The sequence below is a fragment of the Flavobacterium johnsoniae genome, assembly GCF_030388325.1.
In the GTDB taxonomy this organism is placed as follows: Bacteria; Bacteroidota; Bacteroidia; order Flavobacteriales; family Flavobacteriaceae; genus Flavobacterium; species Flavobacterium johnsoniae_C.
The window spans coordinates 2,314,881-2,331,670 of record NZ_CP103794.1 but is presented as its reverse complement, the minus strand read 5'-3'; the positions used below and the strand labels follow the sequence as shown (position 1 = coordinate 2,331,670).

Here is a 16,790-nt window from a genome sequence, read left to right as displayed (position 1 = left end):
TATTCTCGGAGGAAGTTTATCTTCTTTTTTTATACTCTTTTCTGCGTTTTAACTCCTTTTTCTCTGCTGAATTATTGGATAAGATAGCTACCCTTAATTAAGTTTTGATTCCAGTAGCTCTGTTAATCTATTTCCATTATCAATTTCTTGCTCAATAAAAGCGACCAATTCGTCCATATTCATATGCCAATAATTTCGATTAAGTTTCTTGGATATTGATATATAAGCCTTGGTCTTGGGACGATTGCATTTGACATACCCAAATGTATTTTCTGAACTTAATTCAAGCATTTTTGGGATCATGCCTTGAATCCAGTCTTTTCTTGAGCTGCCATATTTATCGGCCACTAGGAAAGCAAACTTTATGACATCATTCTGCAACTGAATCATTGTCATGAATCTTTTTCCGCCAAAGTAAATGTTAGGTTTTAAATGAAAATCAATCAAGGCGTCGCCTCTGGTATCGGTAACGAAAGTGTTTACCTTTTCAATTCGAAGCGAAAGGGAAGTTAAGAAGCTTTTTTGCAGTATTGTTTCAAGTTGATTTTCAGCAATAAACCTCTCATATTCATTTTTATAAAGAAAATTTAATTTATCGGCTTTCTTTTTCTTTCCATCTAAAAAAACCATATCGTATTTTTTACTGTCGTTTTGAAAGTCTATCAGCAATCCAGATAATTTTCCAAGATAAGCAATATATTCTGTAAGTATTACTGAATGGGAATTCTCGCTTAGTCTTATTTTTTGCAAAGCATTAAATATGTGTGTATATGAAATTCTTTTCCAATTAGGATCTCTTACTATTTCATCAATTAGAGTTAAAAAATAAAATTTTGGTTTGACTTTATGAGTCTTTCTAAACAGCTCAACATAACGTTCAAGCTGATTGGAATGCTGCGAGGATTTTAATTTATTTTCTATAACAATCAAATCGCTGTCTGTTTCTATAATAATATCTATTCTTTGGCTTTCTGTCAAAATATGCTTGATTTCTAATACATTTTCCAACTTAAAAATATTCATGACCAAATCGCGTTTTTGACTCTCGCTTAAAGCATTGCAGTCTGATGAAAATATCCACGCCAAAATTTGAGAATGGATTCTTTCCATGTCTGCGATTCCTAGATATTCGAAAAAAGTTTTACTCATAGATGATAATTTTTGACCATTCTTTCCCTCATATTTTACGTAGGGAATTACTATATACAAAGTTTTTCCCATCATTAAGGTTCGGCTATCCACCTGCTTTTCCATGGCCCGATTGTCCTGTTACATTTCCCTTAATAGAAAATTTATAATTTATTGCTCTACAGCATACAGAAAAAAGTAGTCTCCTAAATTTGCCAATTGATGTCAAGCTCTTGCAAAATTAATTTTGCAACTTTTTCGGAATTCTCCCAACTACCGCACATTTCAGGGCTTAATGCTATTGTCAGAACCGCAACATTTTCCATTGATTTTCTTATTTCCTGCGCAATTCTAATTATAAACTCATCAGTATATAATTGAATATATTGGTTATCGTCGTAACTTGTAAAGAAATAATCTATATCTAGATTTATAATCCACTTTCGATCAGTTTTATTTACCCTGTAAGATAAATTATCTTGTAAGTACCAAGCATCAATTTCAGAAATTTCCATTTCATCAATCAGATCTCCATTTTTTTGAGTAGCGAAAATATTTAAAGCTAGTAAGCCAGGATAAAGCCTATCAAATATTGTAATGTAACTATCCCAGCGAAAGATGGGAAAAAAATCCTTTTTTTTGACCATATCTTTTTGCTCATATCTTAATCCAACAAGTTCCTCAATTGTTAGGTGGACCATATTAATATTTTGAGTCTGTAAAGCTTCTATCCAACTGTCAAGTTGACTATCTAATAAATCATAATGCCTATCAATATGTAAAAAATTATACTGTTGTTTTATATCTATTTTTTTTAACCAACACCAGCTAGCAGCCAAATGATTATCCATTAAATAAATTTTCCCCTCGTTGCATAATAAGTTTAATTCAAATTCATCAGAACTTTTTTTACCATTAAATAGAATTGTCTCCATAATTTGTTTTAGTGATTTTCCATTTTATTTAGAGTTTAGTCTTGCATGTTTTTCTTTACCTGGACAGCAACATTTTTTTTATCGGTCACAAACAACTCATAAACTTTAAAACCCTCTACATCATAATCTGTATTTGGGATTGTTGTAAAGAAAAATTGAAAATTTGGTTGTTCATTTCGCAGTATGTCAAATAAACTATTAATCCCCCTAGAGTCAAGAGTACCAAAACTTGTGTTTTCGATTAGCAAAATCGTCGAATTGAATTTTGCATGATAATAGGCAATTTTTAATGTTATTTCCAGTAAAACTCTGTCTTGCTCTCCACCTGATAATGCCCTAAATGAAAAAGCGGGACTATGTAATTTGTCAGAGACCTTAACAATTAAATCGTCCTTTTGTTCATTAAAATTAATATCGTTAAAGAAAAACTTTTTATCCCTCATTATACCTCCAATTACATTCACAAACTCATCTTCGGATAATCTAAAGTATGAGGACAGTAGTTTTACAAGGCTTTTATCTTCTTTTTCATCTTCTGTAAGACTTCTCAAATAGTCCCAATAGCTTTCACTAATGAATAAAATGGTCATTGTTGGCACAAGAAAAGGAATTTCTGTATCGTTGAATGAATACAAAACTCTATCCTTATTGTCTATTGCTAGGGAAAATTTATCAAGTTGGTTTTTGAAATAATAAACATTACAAAAAGAGTTGGCTTTAACTTCCCTGTCATCAGTCCATCTCTCTAAATATGATTTATCGGAAAGTGAGGCAATTAATTCCAAAATGAGTGTCTTACCAACTCCATTATTGCCATATATTATATTTCTGTCTGTAAATTCCAATACAACAGGGCTTGTTATTTGACCAAAATTAGAAAGTTCAATTTTAGTAATCACTCCCTTATCAACACTAATACCTGATAGTCTGAATTTAATTTTCTGTTCATGCGTTTCTTTGATAAATTTTAAGTATGATGTCGTGTATGTTGTTTCGTCACCATCAATTAAATCCGCATGTGTATTGCATAACCAGATTCCGTTGTCAATACTGCTTCGTTCTTTAGAAGTTAAAACACTGTCATATCGCCTACTGCCAGGTCCCTCTGATGCTGCACTTATATGTGCTGCCACTCCTATCAAATTCACTGAAGTGTGGGTTTCATCGGAAGGCCCAACAGTAATGTTGCTGCAAATTGAACATAAGTAGCCTGCTCTTTGTGCAAGTCGCCTTTTAACTTCTATTGAAAATTCGTCTCTTGGCATATTATCTTTTAAGCTCTTCTTTTAAATTATTATAACAACTTCTTTTTAACAATCATAACAAAATCTCTGTATGCTGATTTTACCTTTTCTCCTTGTTCAAAAAGCTTCTGTTGCAATTCAAGGTTTCTTTTATCTGCCTCCTGCCAGCTTTCATTTCTGTATGGTTGTTTTATTGCTTTATAAATTTGAACATGTTTAAATTCAAATTCCTGTTCTTCTGTCAACTCAATATCACTCATTTTCAATGATAAATATTCTTTGTATTGACTATTTTCATAATCCAAATGAAAAGCCTGCCCAACAATGGAATGAAATGTATCCAATTCTTCGAGAAAAACTGCAACAGACTCATTTATAGATTCATCTATAAAAATATTCTCCGATATTTTGTAAAACTCCTCCAATAAATCCCATTTCTCGAAGTAGTACCTACTGGTAAACAGACTATCGACTGAAAGAGAAATACTATCTAATAATGTGACTTCATTGCATAATTTGGTAAATTTATGATATAAATTTAAATCGTGAGACTTGTTGTTTTTTTCGTTTTGATCTTTTACAATTTGTTCAAAATTTTCAACAATTGACTTTATAGCCAGTAATAATTGCCCCTTTAACTTATCCTTAAATTTATCTTCTGAACTATTAAATGAAGTAACTCTGTGACCTCTTATATCAAAAGGCAATTCCTCCGGATTTGAATATCGTAGATCATTTACACAAATTACTCTTTCCCAACCAATTTGGTTTACTGCATAACCTAATTCAATTAAAACATTTGGATTTGGTCCAACTCGGTGTTTCAAAATTTTGTTCAGCCAATTTTTATTGACTACTGTGACATCGCAAATAAAAATATCCGCTGTATCTATTTTATTGAAAATAGTAGCGGATATAGCTGGGCTACCAGTTCTATTTCGTGTATCACGATCTATATTAATTTCTAAATTAAGCTCTTTTTCATACTTTTTTTTTACTTCTCTAATTGCTTTCTCAATGCAACCTTGTATGGAATTATTCCTTATATCCGATTGCCATGAATAAAATAGTGCAAAATTATTTCTCATAACTTGAATGAAAGTTTCTTATTTTTTTACTGTTTAAAGAGCTTCAAAAAAATATTTCGCTTTTTGATATCGTTTAATTAAAACAGAAAAATCTTATTGAATATAGAATTTAAAAATCGATTATTGGATACCAATGTACATTATACTTTGCTAGCAAAAGAGAATGAACGCTTTTAACTAAAGTTTGTGGATCTTTACTTTCTTCTAACAATTCTGAATTTTCTACATCTTCAAGCAATAGCGACCTTAATTGTAATGCTTGACTGTAAATTGTAATTTCTAAATTATCATTTTCAGCAAAGATTTCATATGGATTTATATTTTGAACTTTGTCAATTCTATAGGGATCTGAAAAAACATTAGCCCAATTATGCCGAGGGCTGAATATCAAATGATGTTTACCTGAACCATAAGCAGGAAGATAATTTAACGCAAAAATTCCAGAATTTGACTCTATTGAACTTTTGGAGTAATTAAAATATAACTCAGTAATAGTATGAAATTCTGGTACTGAGTAATACACTTTATTAAATGGTCTGACAAGTGCTTTTAATAACTCGTACTGTTTCCCATTGGTATCAAGTTTCATTTTATAATAATCATGACCGAAAACATCCCAATACGGACGATATACACTATCGTGATATGTTGGGATCTTGAATTGGAAAAATATATTACCTTTAATTTTGACGTCATAACCCCCACCTTTTTTACCCTCCCAATATGTATTTGGAAAAATAGGCAATGGTACAAAAGGATAAAATCGAGTTATGTACTCAAAAGTAAAGCAGAATGAAAATTGAGTTTCTGAAAATTCACATTTTTTCATGGTTCAGATTGAATTAGTGCAAGTTAATTTTATCATTAATCATATGAAATGAATTACGTTAAATTTCTATTTCAAATTATAGGAATATTAAGATATTAATAAAACTTGATAGCAAGTGATTTGAAATTTTATTGTTAATTCAAACCTGACTCAAAAGTTAAATTTTATATTAAACATCAACGTTTGGATCTAAATTGAATATACACAGATATTTGCTCATCATTATTACCAACCATAAAATTGAAATTTTCTATTAAATAATTTTGAATGGTATCTGTTTTTGGGTGATTTTTCTTGAAATCAATTCCTGGGAAATGATGTTGATTTTCGCGAGCCCATGGTCGTGGCTTAGTAACCACAAATCTTCCTGTTCTCCGTTTGTAATAAATCATAAATTGGTTTGCTATTTATTTTTCAGTATCTATTTCTTCAATATCAATATTAGGAAGATATTTATTGGCATTTTTTTTAATCTTCTTCCAAAGTTCAGTTTTTTCTTTTCCTTCAGAAAATTCTTGATAACTCTTAGCAAGGTTATCCATATATTCTTTAATACTCGCTGGTTGTAACATAATATTTAGAGCTGTTCATTTAAACTTCTTTATTCTTGCACATAATCGATATACAAGAAACATAATTCCACATATGTCATGAAGCTGCATTTTGATTGGCAAACGTCTTTGGAAAAAATTAACAGCAAACCTACATAACAATTTTTTCTATATTCTACAGTATTCTGTAATCAATCAATTATAAAGTGCAAAATAATTCTTTTGGAATGAAAAGATAACCGTATAAATACCTGTTATTTTTTTAATTTTTAATAGGCATAAAAAAAAGATGCCATACAGCACCTCTTTATATGTCATAAGTTATATTCTTATATTCTATCCATTGTTTGGAAAGTACTACTAAATCTTAATATTAGATATGGTATTTTTTAATTTTTCATAGTAAGCAATCTTCATTTTGAGTTTTTTATCTAGCTCAATACATTCATCAACAATCGTTAATATTTCATTGTTACTTTTGAGTATAAACAGAGTAAAAAAATCAATCTCTAATTCTTGACTTACAGAATAAATGGAAACTACAGACACTCTCCAGTGCGCCTTTAGAAGATGGATTTTGAGCTATTTTCAATTTTTAAGCATAAGAAAGCTTTTCCAGAAACAGAATATTAGTTTTTGCCCCTTATTAAAAAACATGGCTAATTAATAAAATTGCCTTTCGAAATACTCTGGTTCACAGTATAAAAACTTTAGTGTTGCAAAATTTACAATAGTAGGCTGGTCAGATTTTCCCATTTATCTAAAAATTTATCATTTATTCCGTAGCCCCCTTCTCCGTTTCTCTTTATCGTGAGTTTAATATTAGCATTATTAGTACCTAGATCAGACTTGGGCACTATGAAATATGAATTATAGTCAAACCAGAAACATATCAGTAAATCCATTTCATCGTATTCATTTTTAGTTACATTAAATTGTCGCTTTCCCTCTGTATTTTTGCTCGTCGCTGTCGTGTAAAGTGATTGTCTGGTCTTTACTTCTATTTTTATTATCCTGTTTGTTTTCAGATTTAATAAGACAATATCGCAGCCGGAATGTTCCAGATTTTTGAATGCCTGCCATTCGCTTGAATGAATTCTTGTGTAAATTTGAAATAAAACTGAATTTTCGCCGATATCTTTCAATAAATCTTTCAGATTTTGAGCAAGTTGTTTAGTGGGCTTTAGCTTTTCCATCCTTCTTTTAAAATTGTGACTTTAAATAATATCCACAATGTAATTAAAATGGAACAATAGCACAAATATTAAGATCTAATACTCATGCATCATTAAAAGCTAATAATCATACATCGTTTCTAAGAGTAATGCTTATAAGGAAGATAGTTTCTAATAGCGAAAAATTTCCTTTATAAGACCGAGATTAGCATGTTAAGAAGCATTTCCCTTAAGTATCATATCGATTTTATCTGAGTCATACAAAAAGATATCTCCAAGTTTAGTATAAGGCAAGACTCCTGTCTGCCTGTATTTTATAATAGTATTATTGGACAGCCCGAACATCTTTTTTAAATCTTCATTCCGGTAATAATCAGGCCTCAAAGTTTTTCCTTGGCTGATTTTTGAATCAATCTTTTCCAGTCTTGCCAATACAAGCTCTATCAACTCCTTCATTTCCATTACATAAGATAAACACTTTTCCTTCTTCATCATCACTAGTCTTTTACATATTATCAATCTTCTTTCTTATCCATTCTACCAGTTTTCCAACCTTCTTCGACGTTCTTGCATTAATGCAATAAACTCATCTAAAAATTTTATCTGCTTCATCTTATAGGTATATCCTTTACATTCAGAAAACTGCCTACTTATTGTACTTATTATTTTCTGGCCTCCTTCATTATCATTATAAGTAAAATTTTCGCTTATAAATTCCTGGAAATAGCCTCGATTTTTTTTTGCATCATTTGAATCAAAATATAAAATACCTTCATCCATTAAAACATAGAAAAGATTTGCAAACTCGATTTTATTATAAGAACTTCTACATTTATTACTACAAGAGAAGGCTTGGCCCTGAACATTCCCAAATCCATTTGTTTGTACTAGACTTTCTATATTTTTTAATCTCGTATCGAGTTTAAAAAAATTATCTATAATATCATATGTTTTAACTTTTTTCATTTTTACTCGCCTATTTGAAATGAAAATATATCTTACTACGTTTTTGCTTATTTTTAGTTGGCATATAAGTTAAATAACCGTATGCATGCAATTCTCCAATACATTTATAGTAAGTCTTCGGTGAAGCGATTTTAGCTATTTTCTGAATTTCAAAGCTGTATACTTGTATAGGATTTATTGACCCACTATTTTTTCGAAATTGAATAAGTGTTGCAAATATTGCAATATGAGTAGTATTGATTCGGAAATCTCTTTCAATAGCCAGAAAAAAATCTGATAAAGGTTTTGAATAATCCATTTTACTTCTCTTTTATTTCAACAAAAATCAAAGTAACAATTAAACAAATTTATCCACAAGTACAACTTTTGTTGTACCCAAGTTGTACCCTTGATTTAAACCTAAAGTTAAAATTGGGTTAATAGTTAAAAATACTATATAAATATAGGCTCTAAGACTTAACTTTTAGAAATATATGCAAAGTTAAATGTCTTTAAAAAGAATGAAGTATTGAAGAGTATAATTAAAAAATGCTAAGTTTTTATAATTCTAACCATCACATTTAATAACAAAAAAAATATTTTTTTTACTCATTCATCTTTTTTTAATTCAAAGTCAAAATCAAAAAAATCTTTTGGATGAACATCTAACGCTCTAGCCAAATCAAAAATCGTCTTTAGCTGAATGCTTTTTTGGCCCTTTTCAGTTTTACTTATCTGACTATGATCAACATTACACATTTGAGCAAGCTTTCTATAGCTCAGTTTTTTAGCTGTTCTAAACTTATGCAAATTGTTACCGAATGATATTAAAAATTTGCTATTTTGCTCCTTCTCCATTTGAAATATTTATAACATGTAATTTCAGCTATTAGAAAAAAAATATTGTAGCATTTAAATACCACTTAATATATTTTTTGTTATATTTGTTCCATTATTAATTACATTTGCGAAACTTCTTTTAAAAATATAGAAGCATTCGCTTTGAATCTCGTACTAGAAAATTGGTCTTTTCATTTACCACGAGAGAATAAGCAAGATGCTCACGTCCATTGGCGTGGGCTCACTTATTCGTGGTAAGGTATGGCCAATACCTCTAGTGCAATAAGCTGAGTTCCATGCCTTTTTTATTCTTACAACTCTCTTATTTTATTCTTAGCAATGAGCCGTTTCGCATTTTATCAATGCTATAACTATTGCTATTTAAAACTTATGAATAAAAACGTATCCATTTTTTTATCTTAAAAGATAAAAAGACTCTCTACCTCGTCGCCAAACTAGTATAGAGAGCCTTTAAGCTAATCAAATATCATTTAACTAACCAATCCCAATATTATGAATTATTTTTCATTTTACAAGGATGGAAGAGCTCTCTATTGCCTAATCTTCACTGGCATTTTGCTATCTTTTTCATCGTCATTCGCTAAAATTTTAGAGCATTCGCACACGTCATTTTTACACCAACATACTGTTGAAGGTATTGTAACTGACGGGACTTCTCCACTTCCTGGAGTTACAGTAACTATAAAAAACAAAATAAACAATGTCTGCATTACCGACTTTAACGGTCAATATTCACTTGTTGTATCATCAAATGATACGCTAGTTGTTTCCTTTATTGGATTTAAGAAGGCACTTATTCCTATTCAGGGACGTACCAAAATTGATATCAAACTCCAATACGACACCACTACGTTACAGGAAGTAAAAATCAATGCTGGCTATTATTCTGTGAAAGAAAGCGAACGTACTGGCAGTATAGCAAAAATCACCGCAAAGGACATCGATAAACAGCCTGTTACTAACATACTTTCTGCAATGCAAGGCCGCATGACAGGAGTTACAATTACCCAAACCACAGGAATACCAGGAGGTGGATTTGATGTGCAGATAAGAGGAACTAATAGTTTACGTGCTGATGGAAACCAGCCTCTTTACATAATCGACGGAGTTCCTTATGCGTCAAATTCTATATCCAATAATAATATCTCGTCGATTATTATTCCAAGTTCTAATGTGAGTCCCCTAAGTTCAATTAATCCTTCAGACATAGAAAGCATTGAAGTTCTAAAAGATGCAGATGCAACTGCAATTTACGGATCCCGTGGTGCTAATGGAGTTATATTAATAAATACAAAAAAGGGCAAGGAAGGAAAAACCAGATTCACAATCAATACAAACACAGCCGTAGGAAATGTAACTCGCTACATGAATTTAATGCATACGGATCAATACTTGGAAATGCGAAAAGAAGCATTTGCAAATGATGGAATTATAAAATATCCAGCAGCTGCCTATGATGTAAACGACACTTGGGATCAAAGTCGCTATACTGACTGGCAGAAAGAACTTATTGGAGGCACGGCTCAAATAAATGATGGTCAAATATCAATAAATAGCGGATCTGCTCAGACGCAATTTCTTCTTAGTGGTAATTACCATAATGAAACTACCGTTTTCCCTGGTGATTATAAGTATAAAAGAGGCGGAGCAAACTTTAATCTAAATCATCAATCAGCAGATAATAAGTTTAAGATAAATTTGTCTTCCTCATATTCTTCACAAAATAACAATTTACCTGCGACTGATTTTACAAGAGAAGCAAGATCGCTGCCTCCAAATGCTCCCGCCCTCTATGATACTTCTGGAAATCTAAACTGGGAGAACGGAACGTTTAATAATCCCTTACGTAGTCTTGAAGCGGTATACAAAGCCAATACAGCTAATCTTATTGCAAATGCAATTTTATCATACCAGATAATCCCAGAGCTGGAAATTAAAACAAGCGTAGGATTTAGTGATCTCCGTTATGATGAAATCAGAACTTCACCATCAACGATATATAATCCCTCACTTGGTCTGGGAAGCGAATCTTCATCATTATTTGTCAATAACAGCAACAGAGAATCGTGGATTATCGAACCCCAATTGAACTGGAATAAAAAAATTGGGCATGGTAAAATAGAACTTTTGGCTGGTGCTACTTTTCAACAGCAAAAAACGGCACACCTTGTACAAGAAGCAGATGGTTTTGCAAGCAACAGCTTAATTTATGACCTTGCTTCAGCCATATATCTTTATGTATTTACAAATCAGCAGACACAATATAAATATCAAGCATTTTTCGGCAGGGCAAACTTTAATTGGAAAGATCGTTATATTGTTAATCTTACAGGAAGAAGAGATGGCTCAAGCCGCTTTGGTCCGGGCAATCAATTTGCCAATTTTGGTGCCATTGGAGCAGCTTGGTTATTTTCAAAAGAACCATTGCTAGAAAATAAAATCTTAAGCTTTGGAAAATTGAGAGCAAGTTACGGAACTACTGGCAATGACCAAATCGGAGACTATAACTTCTTAGACACCTATAGTTCTGCAGGCAATAATTATCAAGGAACAGTCGGTCTGCAGCCCAATCGCTTATATAATCCAAATTTTGGATGGGAAACCAACAAAAAAATGGAAATAGCTTTAGACCTAGGTTTTATTCAAGATCGCATTTTTTTAACGACTGCCTATTACCGCAATCGTTCATCCAACCAATTAGTTGGAGTTCCGCTGCCCGGAACTACAGGATTCAATTCAATATTAGCAAACCTAAATGCGACGGTTGAAAATACAGGATTTGAACTGACTATTAGAACAGTTAATTTTGAGAAACAAAATTTCAAATGGACAACAAATCTTAATTTAACCGTTCCCAAAAATAATTTAATAGCGTTCCCTCAATTAGAAAACTCTACCTATGTTAATCAGTATGTAATTGGAAAATCCATCAATATTCAAAAGGTTTACAATTACATTGGCCTCAATACTCAAACGGGAATTTATCAATTTGAGGATGTCAATAAAGACGGAAAAATTTCATCCCCTGATGATAGACAAACGGTTAAAGACTTCAGTCCAAAATATTATGGCGGTCTGCAAAATCAATTCAACTTAAAAAGATGGCAGCTTGATTTTCTATTTCAATACGTTAAACAAGAAAACTGGAATTCAATAAGCATGTTAGGCATGCCTGGCGGTATGTCTAATAAAACTGAAGAAGTATTAAATCGTTGGCAGAATTCTGGAGATACTGGACCTTATCAAATGTACAGTTCAGGAACAAATTCGCTGGTAACAACAGCAAACAACTTATACACTAACAGTAATGCCGCTATAACTGACGCTTCATATCTTAGGCTTAAAAACATTTCAATATCCTATAATCTACCTGAAAACAGTCTAAAAAATTTAAAATGCCGTATTTCTCTTCAAGGCCAGAATATATTAACCTTCACCTCTTATAAAGGAGCTGATCCTGAGTTTATAGTATCTGGATTTTTACCTCCTCTTAAAATATATGCATTAGGATTACAGCTTATTTTCTAAAACGAAACGATTATGAAAAATTATATACAACTAAGACAGCTTATTTTCTTTAATGGTAATAAAATAAAATTATCAATTTATTTCGCCTGCATACCTATATTTTGCTCTTTGCTCTATTCCTGTGACAGTTTTGTGGATGTAGATCTTCCCACTTCTCAATTAACAGGAAATACAGTATTCGAAAATAAAAATACTGCCAATGCTGCTTTGGTAAATGTTTACGCCCAGATAAGAGACAACGGATTAATTACAGGAAAACCGACAGGAATTTCTAATCTTTTAGGAAACTACTCGGATGAGTTAACGTTTTATGGAACAGACAGTAATGCTGCTAAAGATTTCTATAATAATACTATCATAGCATCAAATACTACTGTCGCAGGATGGTGGAATAATACATACAAACAAATATATGCTGCAAATGCTGTAATTGAAGGAGTATCTAATAATACAAAACTTATTGAATCAGATAAAAACCAGCTACTAGGAGAAGCTCTTTTTATCAGAGCACTACTTCATTTTTATCTTGCTAATATTTATGGGAATATACCGTACATTACAACCACTTATTACCAAATAAATGCTGTTGTTTCTAAGAAACCCGTCTCTGAGATATATTCTGAGGTCATAAATGATTTACAAAAAGCAATATCGCTATTACCGTCTAATTATATTACTTCGGGTCGTGTTCGTCCAAATAAATCAGCAGCACAAGCGTTGTTAGCAAGAGTATATTTGTACGATAATCGATGGGAATTGGCCGAACAAACCGCTTCTCTGCTAATTAATAACACGAATCTATACCCCTGGGAAAACAATATTGATAAAGTATTTCTAAAAGAAAGCACCTCAACCATTTGGCAGCTGATGCCCTCAACAGCTGGTAAAAATACAGATGAAGGAAATCTTTTTGTATTTACCAGTGGACCGCCGCCACTTGTTGCTTTAAATAATGAACTATTTACAGCCTTTAGTTCTGATGATTTAAGAAAAACCCATTGGATAAAATCAGTCACCAACGGAACCTCAACTTGGTATCACGCTAATAAATACAAACAAAAAAGTCCAACGGGAACATCGGTTGAATATTCAATTGTAATGCGTTTAGAAGAACAGTATCTCATTCGTGCGGAAGCAAGAGTACATCTCAATAAACTGGAAGAAGCTAAAGAAGATTTAAATAAGATTAGAAATCGTGCGGGGCTTCAAAACACAACTGCAACGGCAACTGAAAATCTACTGCAGGCTATTCTAGAGGAAAGAAAGCTTGAGTTATTTACTGAGCTCGGGCATCGATTTTTCGATCTTAAAAGAACAGCAAATCTGGATAATGTTCTCTCTGGAACAAAACCTGGATGGAATACTACTGATAGATTCTTTCCAATCCCTGATTCTGAGTTGAGGGTAAATCCAAATCTGCTTCCTCAAAATGACGGATATTAAAAACATTTACACATCCAATGAAAATCAATTACAAAAGACTAGTACAGGTTGAGTCATTTTTATCCCGTATTACATTTTTATTTTTTGTTTTAGTAGCCTGCCCTTTATTGGGGCAGGTAAAACAAAAAAAGATGCTTCAGGAATCCGACTATCATCTGTGGCATACACTGCAATCTGAAAATATTTCTGAAAATGGAAACTGGATAAGTTACAAACTTGTTTATCCAAATGGTAAAGACACTCTTTTTGTTAAGAATACAAAACTGGACATACAGTATGTTTTTCCAAATGCATTTAATGGAAGTTTCAATAGGGAAGAAAGCTTCGCCTGCATTTCGCCAATAGCAGGACTGCAAATACTTAATTTAAAAACTGGCAAATCGCATACTTATGCTGGAATAACCCAATACAAATACACAAGAAATAAAAAATACATTATTGCATATAGCAAAGCAGGAGATCCTTCTCTGGAAATAAAAAAATCCTCAGGATTAACGATAATGAAAATTGATAATGTTCGCGAATATAAAATAGCTCCACAAGAAAATGCTGTTATGTTTTCTGATGGGCATTGCATCGGATTTATAACTTTAACTGACAAACTCGAAAAGACTATCCTTGTTGAAAAATCCGAAAATTCATTTTTTAATTTAACGTGGCAAAACAACGGAAATGCCGTTGCCTTTTTACAAAAAAAAGGCAATCTCAATGAAAACAATTTATTTTTCTTTAACCTTAAAAATAAAAAGCTTTTTGAATTCGATTCCGAAAAACTTTTAAACCTTAAAGATAATTTCATAATTAGTCCTACTGTGACGACTAAATTGACAATATCTGATGATGGACAGCGTGTTTTCTTTGGAATAAAAAAACGGGAGTATAATTATTCCGTAATTGATTCAACACAAGTACAAATATGGAATGCCTCCGATAAGTTATTGTATTCGCAGCGAGAAGAAATTGGGCAATGGGATAAAGTAGCCAAACTGGGTGTTTGGTTTCCTTATGAAAATAAATTTAAACAAATAACTAGTAATCAACTTCCAAAAGTAATCCTAGCTGGGAACCAAAAGTTTGCTATCACATTTAATCCGTGGCAGTATGAACCCCAATACAAACAACAGGGAGATATAGACCTCAACTTAACCAATCTTATATCAGGGGATTCAAGCAGAATATTAACTAAACATTCTGGAAATAAAAATCACACAATTATATCTTCAACAGGTAATTTCATAACCTACTTTAAAGATCAGAAGTGGTGGGCATATGATATATTGAAAAAGATCCACCTTAACTGCTCAGCCAATATTAGCCAGCCTCTCTTTGACCAAAATTATAACTCAGCAGGTGAAGTTCCCGCATATGGGATTTTAGGCTGGACAAAAAATGACTCTTCACTATTGCTTTATGATCAATTTGACATCTGGGAAGTTTCTCCCGATGGCAGAACAGTTAAAAGATTAACACACGGCAGAGAAAAAAACATACAATTCAGGATAGCAAAACAGCAGCATGAAAATTTTAAAACAGAAAACTACAATGGTTTCTATGCTGTAGAAATTGATCTCGACCATGCATTAATTCTTCAGGCAAAAAACAATGAAAAAAGCGGCTATTTTATTTGGAATAAAACCGATGCGGAAAAGCCTCTAGTTTTTAATGAAATGAAAAATAGCTATCTGATGAAATCTTCAAAAGGAGAAAGTTATATTTTTCAACAGCAGAGTTATGAAAAAGCTCCTTCGCTCTGGTTTAAAAAAGATAAAAAAAGCAGTAATAGGTTAATTGTTCAAAGCAACAAACAGCAGAAAGATTTTTATTGGGGTAAGGCTGAAAAAATTCATTATTCTAACAAAAATGGAACATCTTTAACAGGCGCACTTTTTTATCCTGCTAATTATAATCCCGCTAAGAAATATCCCTTAATAGTCAGCATCTATGAATTAAAATCTCAGGAATTTTATCAATATGTTAATCCCACTTTGTATTCTGATACAGGATTTAACGTAACGAATTATACCGCTCAAGGTTATTTCGTTTTTTGCCCTGATATTATATACGAAATTGGCAATCCCGGTATTTCTGCAGGAGATTGTGTTCTTTCAGCAACTCAGTCTGTAATCGATAAAGGTATTATTCAAAAAGATAAGATAGGTTTGATAGGCCACTCTTTTGGAGGTTATGAAACTAATTTTATAATTACCCAAACCAGTTTATTTGCAGCTGCGGTCTCTGGTGCAGGTGTAGCAGATTTAACAAGCTGGTATTTAACAATGGGATGGAATACTGGTACTCCAGAAATATGGCGTTTTGAAAATCAGCAATGGCGTATGGGAAAATCACTTTTTGAAGATAGACAGGCATACAGCCGCAACTCTCCATTGGAATTTGTAAAAAACATTCAAACTCCATTACTCTCCTGGACAGGCAAGCAGGATCGGCAAGTGCATTGGTATCAAAGCATAGAATTTTACTTAGCATTGCGAAGACTGCAAAAAGAGCATATTTTATTAGTGTATCCTCAGGAAAAGCATGTTATAATGAATCCAAAGGATCAGGAAGATCTCAGCAATCATATTAAACAGTGGTTCGATTATCATCTGCAGAATAAAAGCCTTCCCTCTTGGGTTATTTATAAATAAAAGCAATGCAGTTCTTTATAAAAATAGAACTGCATTGTAAATGAACCTAACATTCTAGTCAAGCCCTTTAAAGATTAGTTTAATTTGTATAAGACTTTGTTACAAGTAGTACCACTGGCATTCAAACCAAAAACTTGTTGATTTGTGTCCTCAATGGTACAAATTTCACTCCCTTGATTGTTACAATCAATTGATTCAGAACATGGATTCGGATTATTGATGTATCCTTGTTCAGGCGCACTTACATTAGTTGCTTTGCCATTTGGACTTGAGGCAAAAGCACCTGCAATTGCAAGGGCAAACACTGCCACAGGCAAAAGCTTTTTCACATTTAATGTTTTCATGATAATAAAAATTAAATTAAAAAAATATCTACTTTTTTTACAGGTGTTCGATTACATTCCTGATACTGAGCGCT

General features: G+C 32.2%; 15 protein-coding genes. 3 read left to right on the top strand and 12 right to left on the bottom strand.

Annotated features, from left to right (window positions below):
• Positions 1-93: 93 nt before the first annotated feature.
• The 11 genes from NYQ10_RS10150 to NYQ10_RS10100 form a co-directional block, all read right to left on the bottom strand.
• Positions 94-1,254: a PD-(D/E)XK nuclease family protein gene (locus tag NYQ10_RS10150; protein ID WP_289880521.1), complete on the bottom strand. Its 1,161-nt coding sequence runs from the start codon at positions 1,252-1,254 to the stop codon at positions 94-96.
• 80 nt (positions 1,255-1,334) lie between these two features.
• On the bottom strand, positions 1,335-2,063 hold the full coding sequence (locus NYQ10_RS10145) for a UPF0489 family protein (protein WP_289880519.1): 729 nt from the start codon (positions 2,061-2,063) through the stop codon (positions 1,335-1,337).
• Between the two features lie 35 nt (positions 2,064-2,098).
• Positions 2,099-3,328, bottom strand: a complete 1,230-nt coding sequence (locus NYQ10_RS10140) for an AAA family ATPase (RefSeq protein WP_289880517.1) — start codon at positions 3,326-3,328, stop codon at positions 2,099-2,101.
• A 29-nt stretch (positions 3,329-3,357) separates the two neighbouring features.
• Positions 3,358-4,395, bottom strand: a complete 1,038-nt coding sequence (locus NYQ10_RS10135) for a TIR domain-containing protein (RefSeq protein WP_289880515.1) — start codon at positions 4,393-4,395, stop codon at positions 3,358-3,360.
• A 109-nt stretch (positions 4,396-4,504) separates the two neighbouring features.
• A complete protein-coding gene (locus tag NYQ10_RS10130; RefSeq protein WP_289880513.1) occupies positions 4,505-5,224 on the bottom strand; it encodes a hypothetical protein in 720 nt (239 codons plus the stop codon).
• Between the two features lie 407 nt (positions 5,225-5,631).
• The gene (locus NYQ10_RS10125; RefSeq protein ID WP_289880510.1) at positions 5,632-5,796 is read right to left on the bottom strand and encodes a hypothetical protein; all 165 of its coding nucleotides are present in this window, start codon (positions 5,794-5,796) and stop codon (positions 5,632-5,634) included.
• A gap of 704 nt (positions 5,797-6,500) precedes the next feature.
• Complete coding sequence (locus NYQ10_RS10120; protein WP_111423925.1) at positions 6,501-6,971, bottom strand: hypothetical protein; 471 nt, start codon at positions 6,969-6,971, stop codon at positions 6,501-6,503.
• Between the two features lie 192 nt (positions 6,972-7,163).
• Positions 7,164-7,445, bottom strand: a complete 282-nt coding sequence (locus tag NYQ10_RS10115) for a DNA-binding protein (RefSeq protein ID WP_289880507.1) — start codon at positions 7,443-7,445, stop codon at positions 7,164-7,166.
• Between the two features lie 42 nt (positions 7,446-7,487).
• On the bottom strand, positions 7,488-7,916 hold the full coding sequence (locus NYQ10_RS10110) for a hypothetical protein (RefSeq protein ID WP_289880505.1): 429 nt from the start codon (positions 7,914-7,916) through the stop codon (positions 7,488-7,490).
• Positions 7,917-7,926: 10 nt separating this feature from the next.
• Entirely contained in the window at positions 7,927-8,214 is a 288-nt protein-coding gene (locus NYQ10_RS10105) for a hypothetical protein (protein ID WP_111423928.1), read from the bottom strand.
• Between the two features lie 290 nt (positions 8,215-8,504).
• The gene (locus tag NYQ10_RS10100; RefSeq protein ID WP_111423929.1) at positions 8,505-8,753 is read right to left on the bottom strand and encodes a helix-turn-helix domain-containing protein; all 249 of its coding nucleotides are present in this window, start codon (positions 8,751-8,753) and stop codon (positions 8,505-8,507) included.
• Between the two features lie 558 nt (positions 8,754-9,311).
• Here NYQ10_RS10100 and NYQ10_RS10095 point away from each other — a divergent pair.
• The 3 genes from NYQ10_RS10095 to NYQ10_RS10085 are packed head-to-tail and all read left to right on the top strand — an operon-like array spanning position 9,312 to position 16,372.
• The gene (locus tag NYQ10_RS10095; RefSeq protein WP_354669350.1) at positions 9,312-12,284 is read left to right on the top strand and encodes a SusC/RagA family TonB-linked outer membrane protein; all 2,973 of its coding nucleotides are present in this window, start codon (positions 9,312-9,314) and stop codon (positions 12,282-12,284) included.
• A 12-nt stretch (positions 12,285-12,296) separates the two neighbouring features.
• The gene (locus NYQ10_RS10090) at positions 12,297-13,727 is read left to right on the top strand and encodes a RagB/SusD family nutrient uptake outer membrane protein (RefSeq protein ID WP_289880501.1); all 1,431 of its coding nucleotides are present in this window, start codon (positions 12,297-12,299) and stop codon (positions 13,725-13,727) included.
• Between the two features lie 17 nt (positions 13,728-13,744).
• Positions 13,745-16,372, top strand: coding sequence for an alpha/beta hydrolase family protein (locus NYQ10_RS10085; protein WP_289880498.1), 2,628 nt, complete (start codon positions 13,745-13,747; stop codon positions 16,370-16,372).
• Positions 16,373-16,446: 74 nt separating this feature from the next.
• Here NYQ10_RS10085 and NYQ10_RS10080 read toward each other — a convergent pair whose 3' ends face one another.
• Positions 16,447-16,716, bottom strand: a complete 270-nt coding sequence (locus tag NYQ10_RS10080) for a DUF6520 family protein (protein WP_289880496.1) — start codon at positions 16,714-16,716, stop codon at positions 16,447-16,449.
• Between the last annotated feature and the right edge of the window lie 74 nt (positions 16,717-16,790).

Coding starts and splice junctions, on each gene's coding strand:
- NYQ10_RS10150 (WP_289880521.1), bottom strand. CDS start 1,254: ATGGAAAAGCAGGTGGATAGCCGAACCTTAATGATGGGAAAAACTTTG.
- NYQ10_RS10145 (WP_289880519.1), bottom strand. CDS start 2,063: ATGGAGACAATTCTATTTAATGGTAAAAAAAGTTCTGATGAATTTGAA.
- NYQ10_RS10140 (WP_289880517.1), bottom strand. CDS start 3,328: ATGCCAAGAGACGAATTTTCAATAGAAGTTAAAAGGCGACTTGCACAA.
- NYQ10_RS10135 (WP_289880515.1), bottom strand. CDS start 4,395: ATGAGAAATAATTTTGCACTATTTTATTCATGGCAATCGGATATAAGG.
- NYQ10_RS10130 (WP_289880513.1), bottom strand. CDS start 5,224: ATGAAAAAATGTGAATTTTCAGAAACTCAATTTTCATTCTGCTTTACT.
- NYQ10_RS10125 (WP_289880510.1), bottom strand. CDS start 5,796: ATGTTACAACCAGCGAGTATTAAAGAATATATGGATAACCTTGCTAAG.
- NYQ10_RS10120 (WP_111423925.1), bottom strand. CDS start 6,971: ATGGAAAAGCTAAAGCCCACTAAACAACTTGCTCAAAATCTGAAAGAT.
- NYQ10_RS10115 (WP_289880507.1), bottom strand. CDS start 7,445: ATGATGAAGAAGGAAAAGTGTTTATCTTATGTAATGGAAATGAAGGAG.
- NYQ10_RS10110 (WP_289880505.1), bottom strand. CDS start 7,916: ATGAAAAAAGTTAAAACATATGATATTATAGATAATTTTTTTAAACTC.
- NYQ10_RS10105 (WP_111423928.1), bottom strand. CDS start 8,214: ATGGATTATTCAAAACCTTTATCAGATTTTTTTCTGGCTATTGAAAGA.
- NYQ10_RS10100 (WP_111423929.1), bottom strand. CDS start 8,753: ATGGAGAAGGAGCAAAATAGCAAATTTTTAATATCATTCGGTAACAAT.
- NYQ10_RS10090 (WP_289880501.1), top strand. CDS start 12,297: ATGAAAAATTATATACAACTAAGACAGCTTATTTTCTTTAATGGTAAT.
- NYQ10_RS10085 (WP_289880498.1), top strand. CDS start 13,745: ATGAAAATCAATTACAAAAGACTAGTACAGGTTGAGTCATTTTTATCC.
- NYQ10_RS10080 (WP_289880496.1), bottom strand. CDS start 16,716: ATGAAAACATTAAATGTGAAAAAGCTTTTGCCTGTGGCAGTGTTTGCC.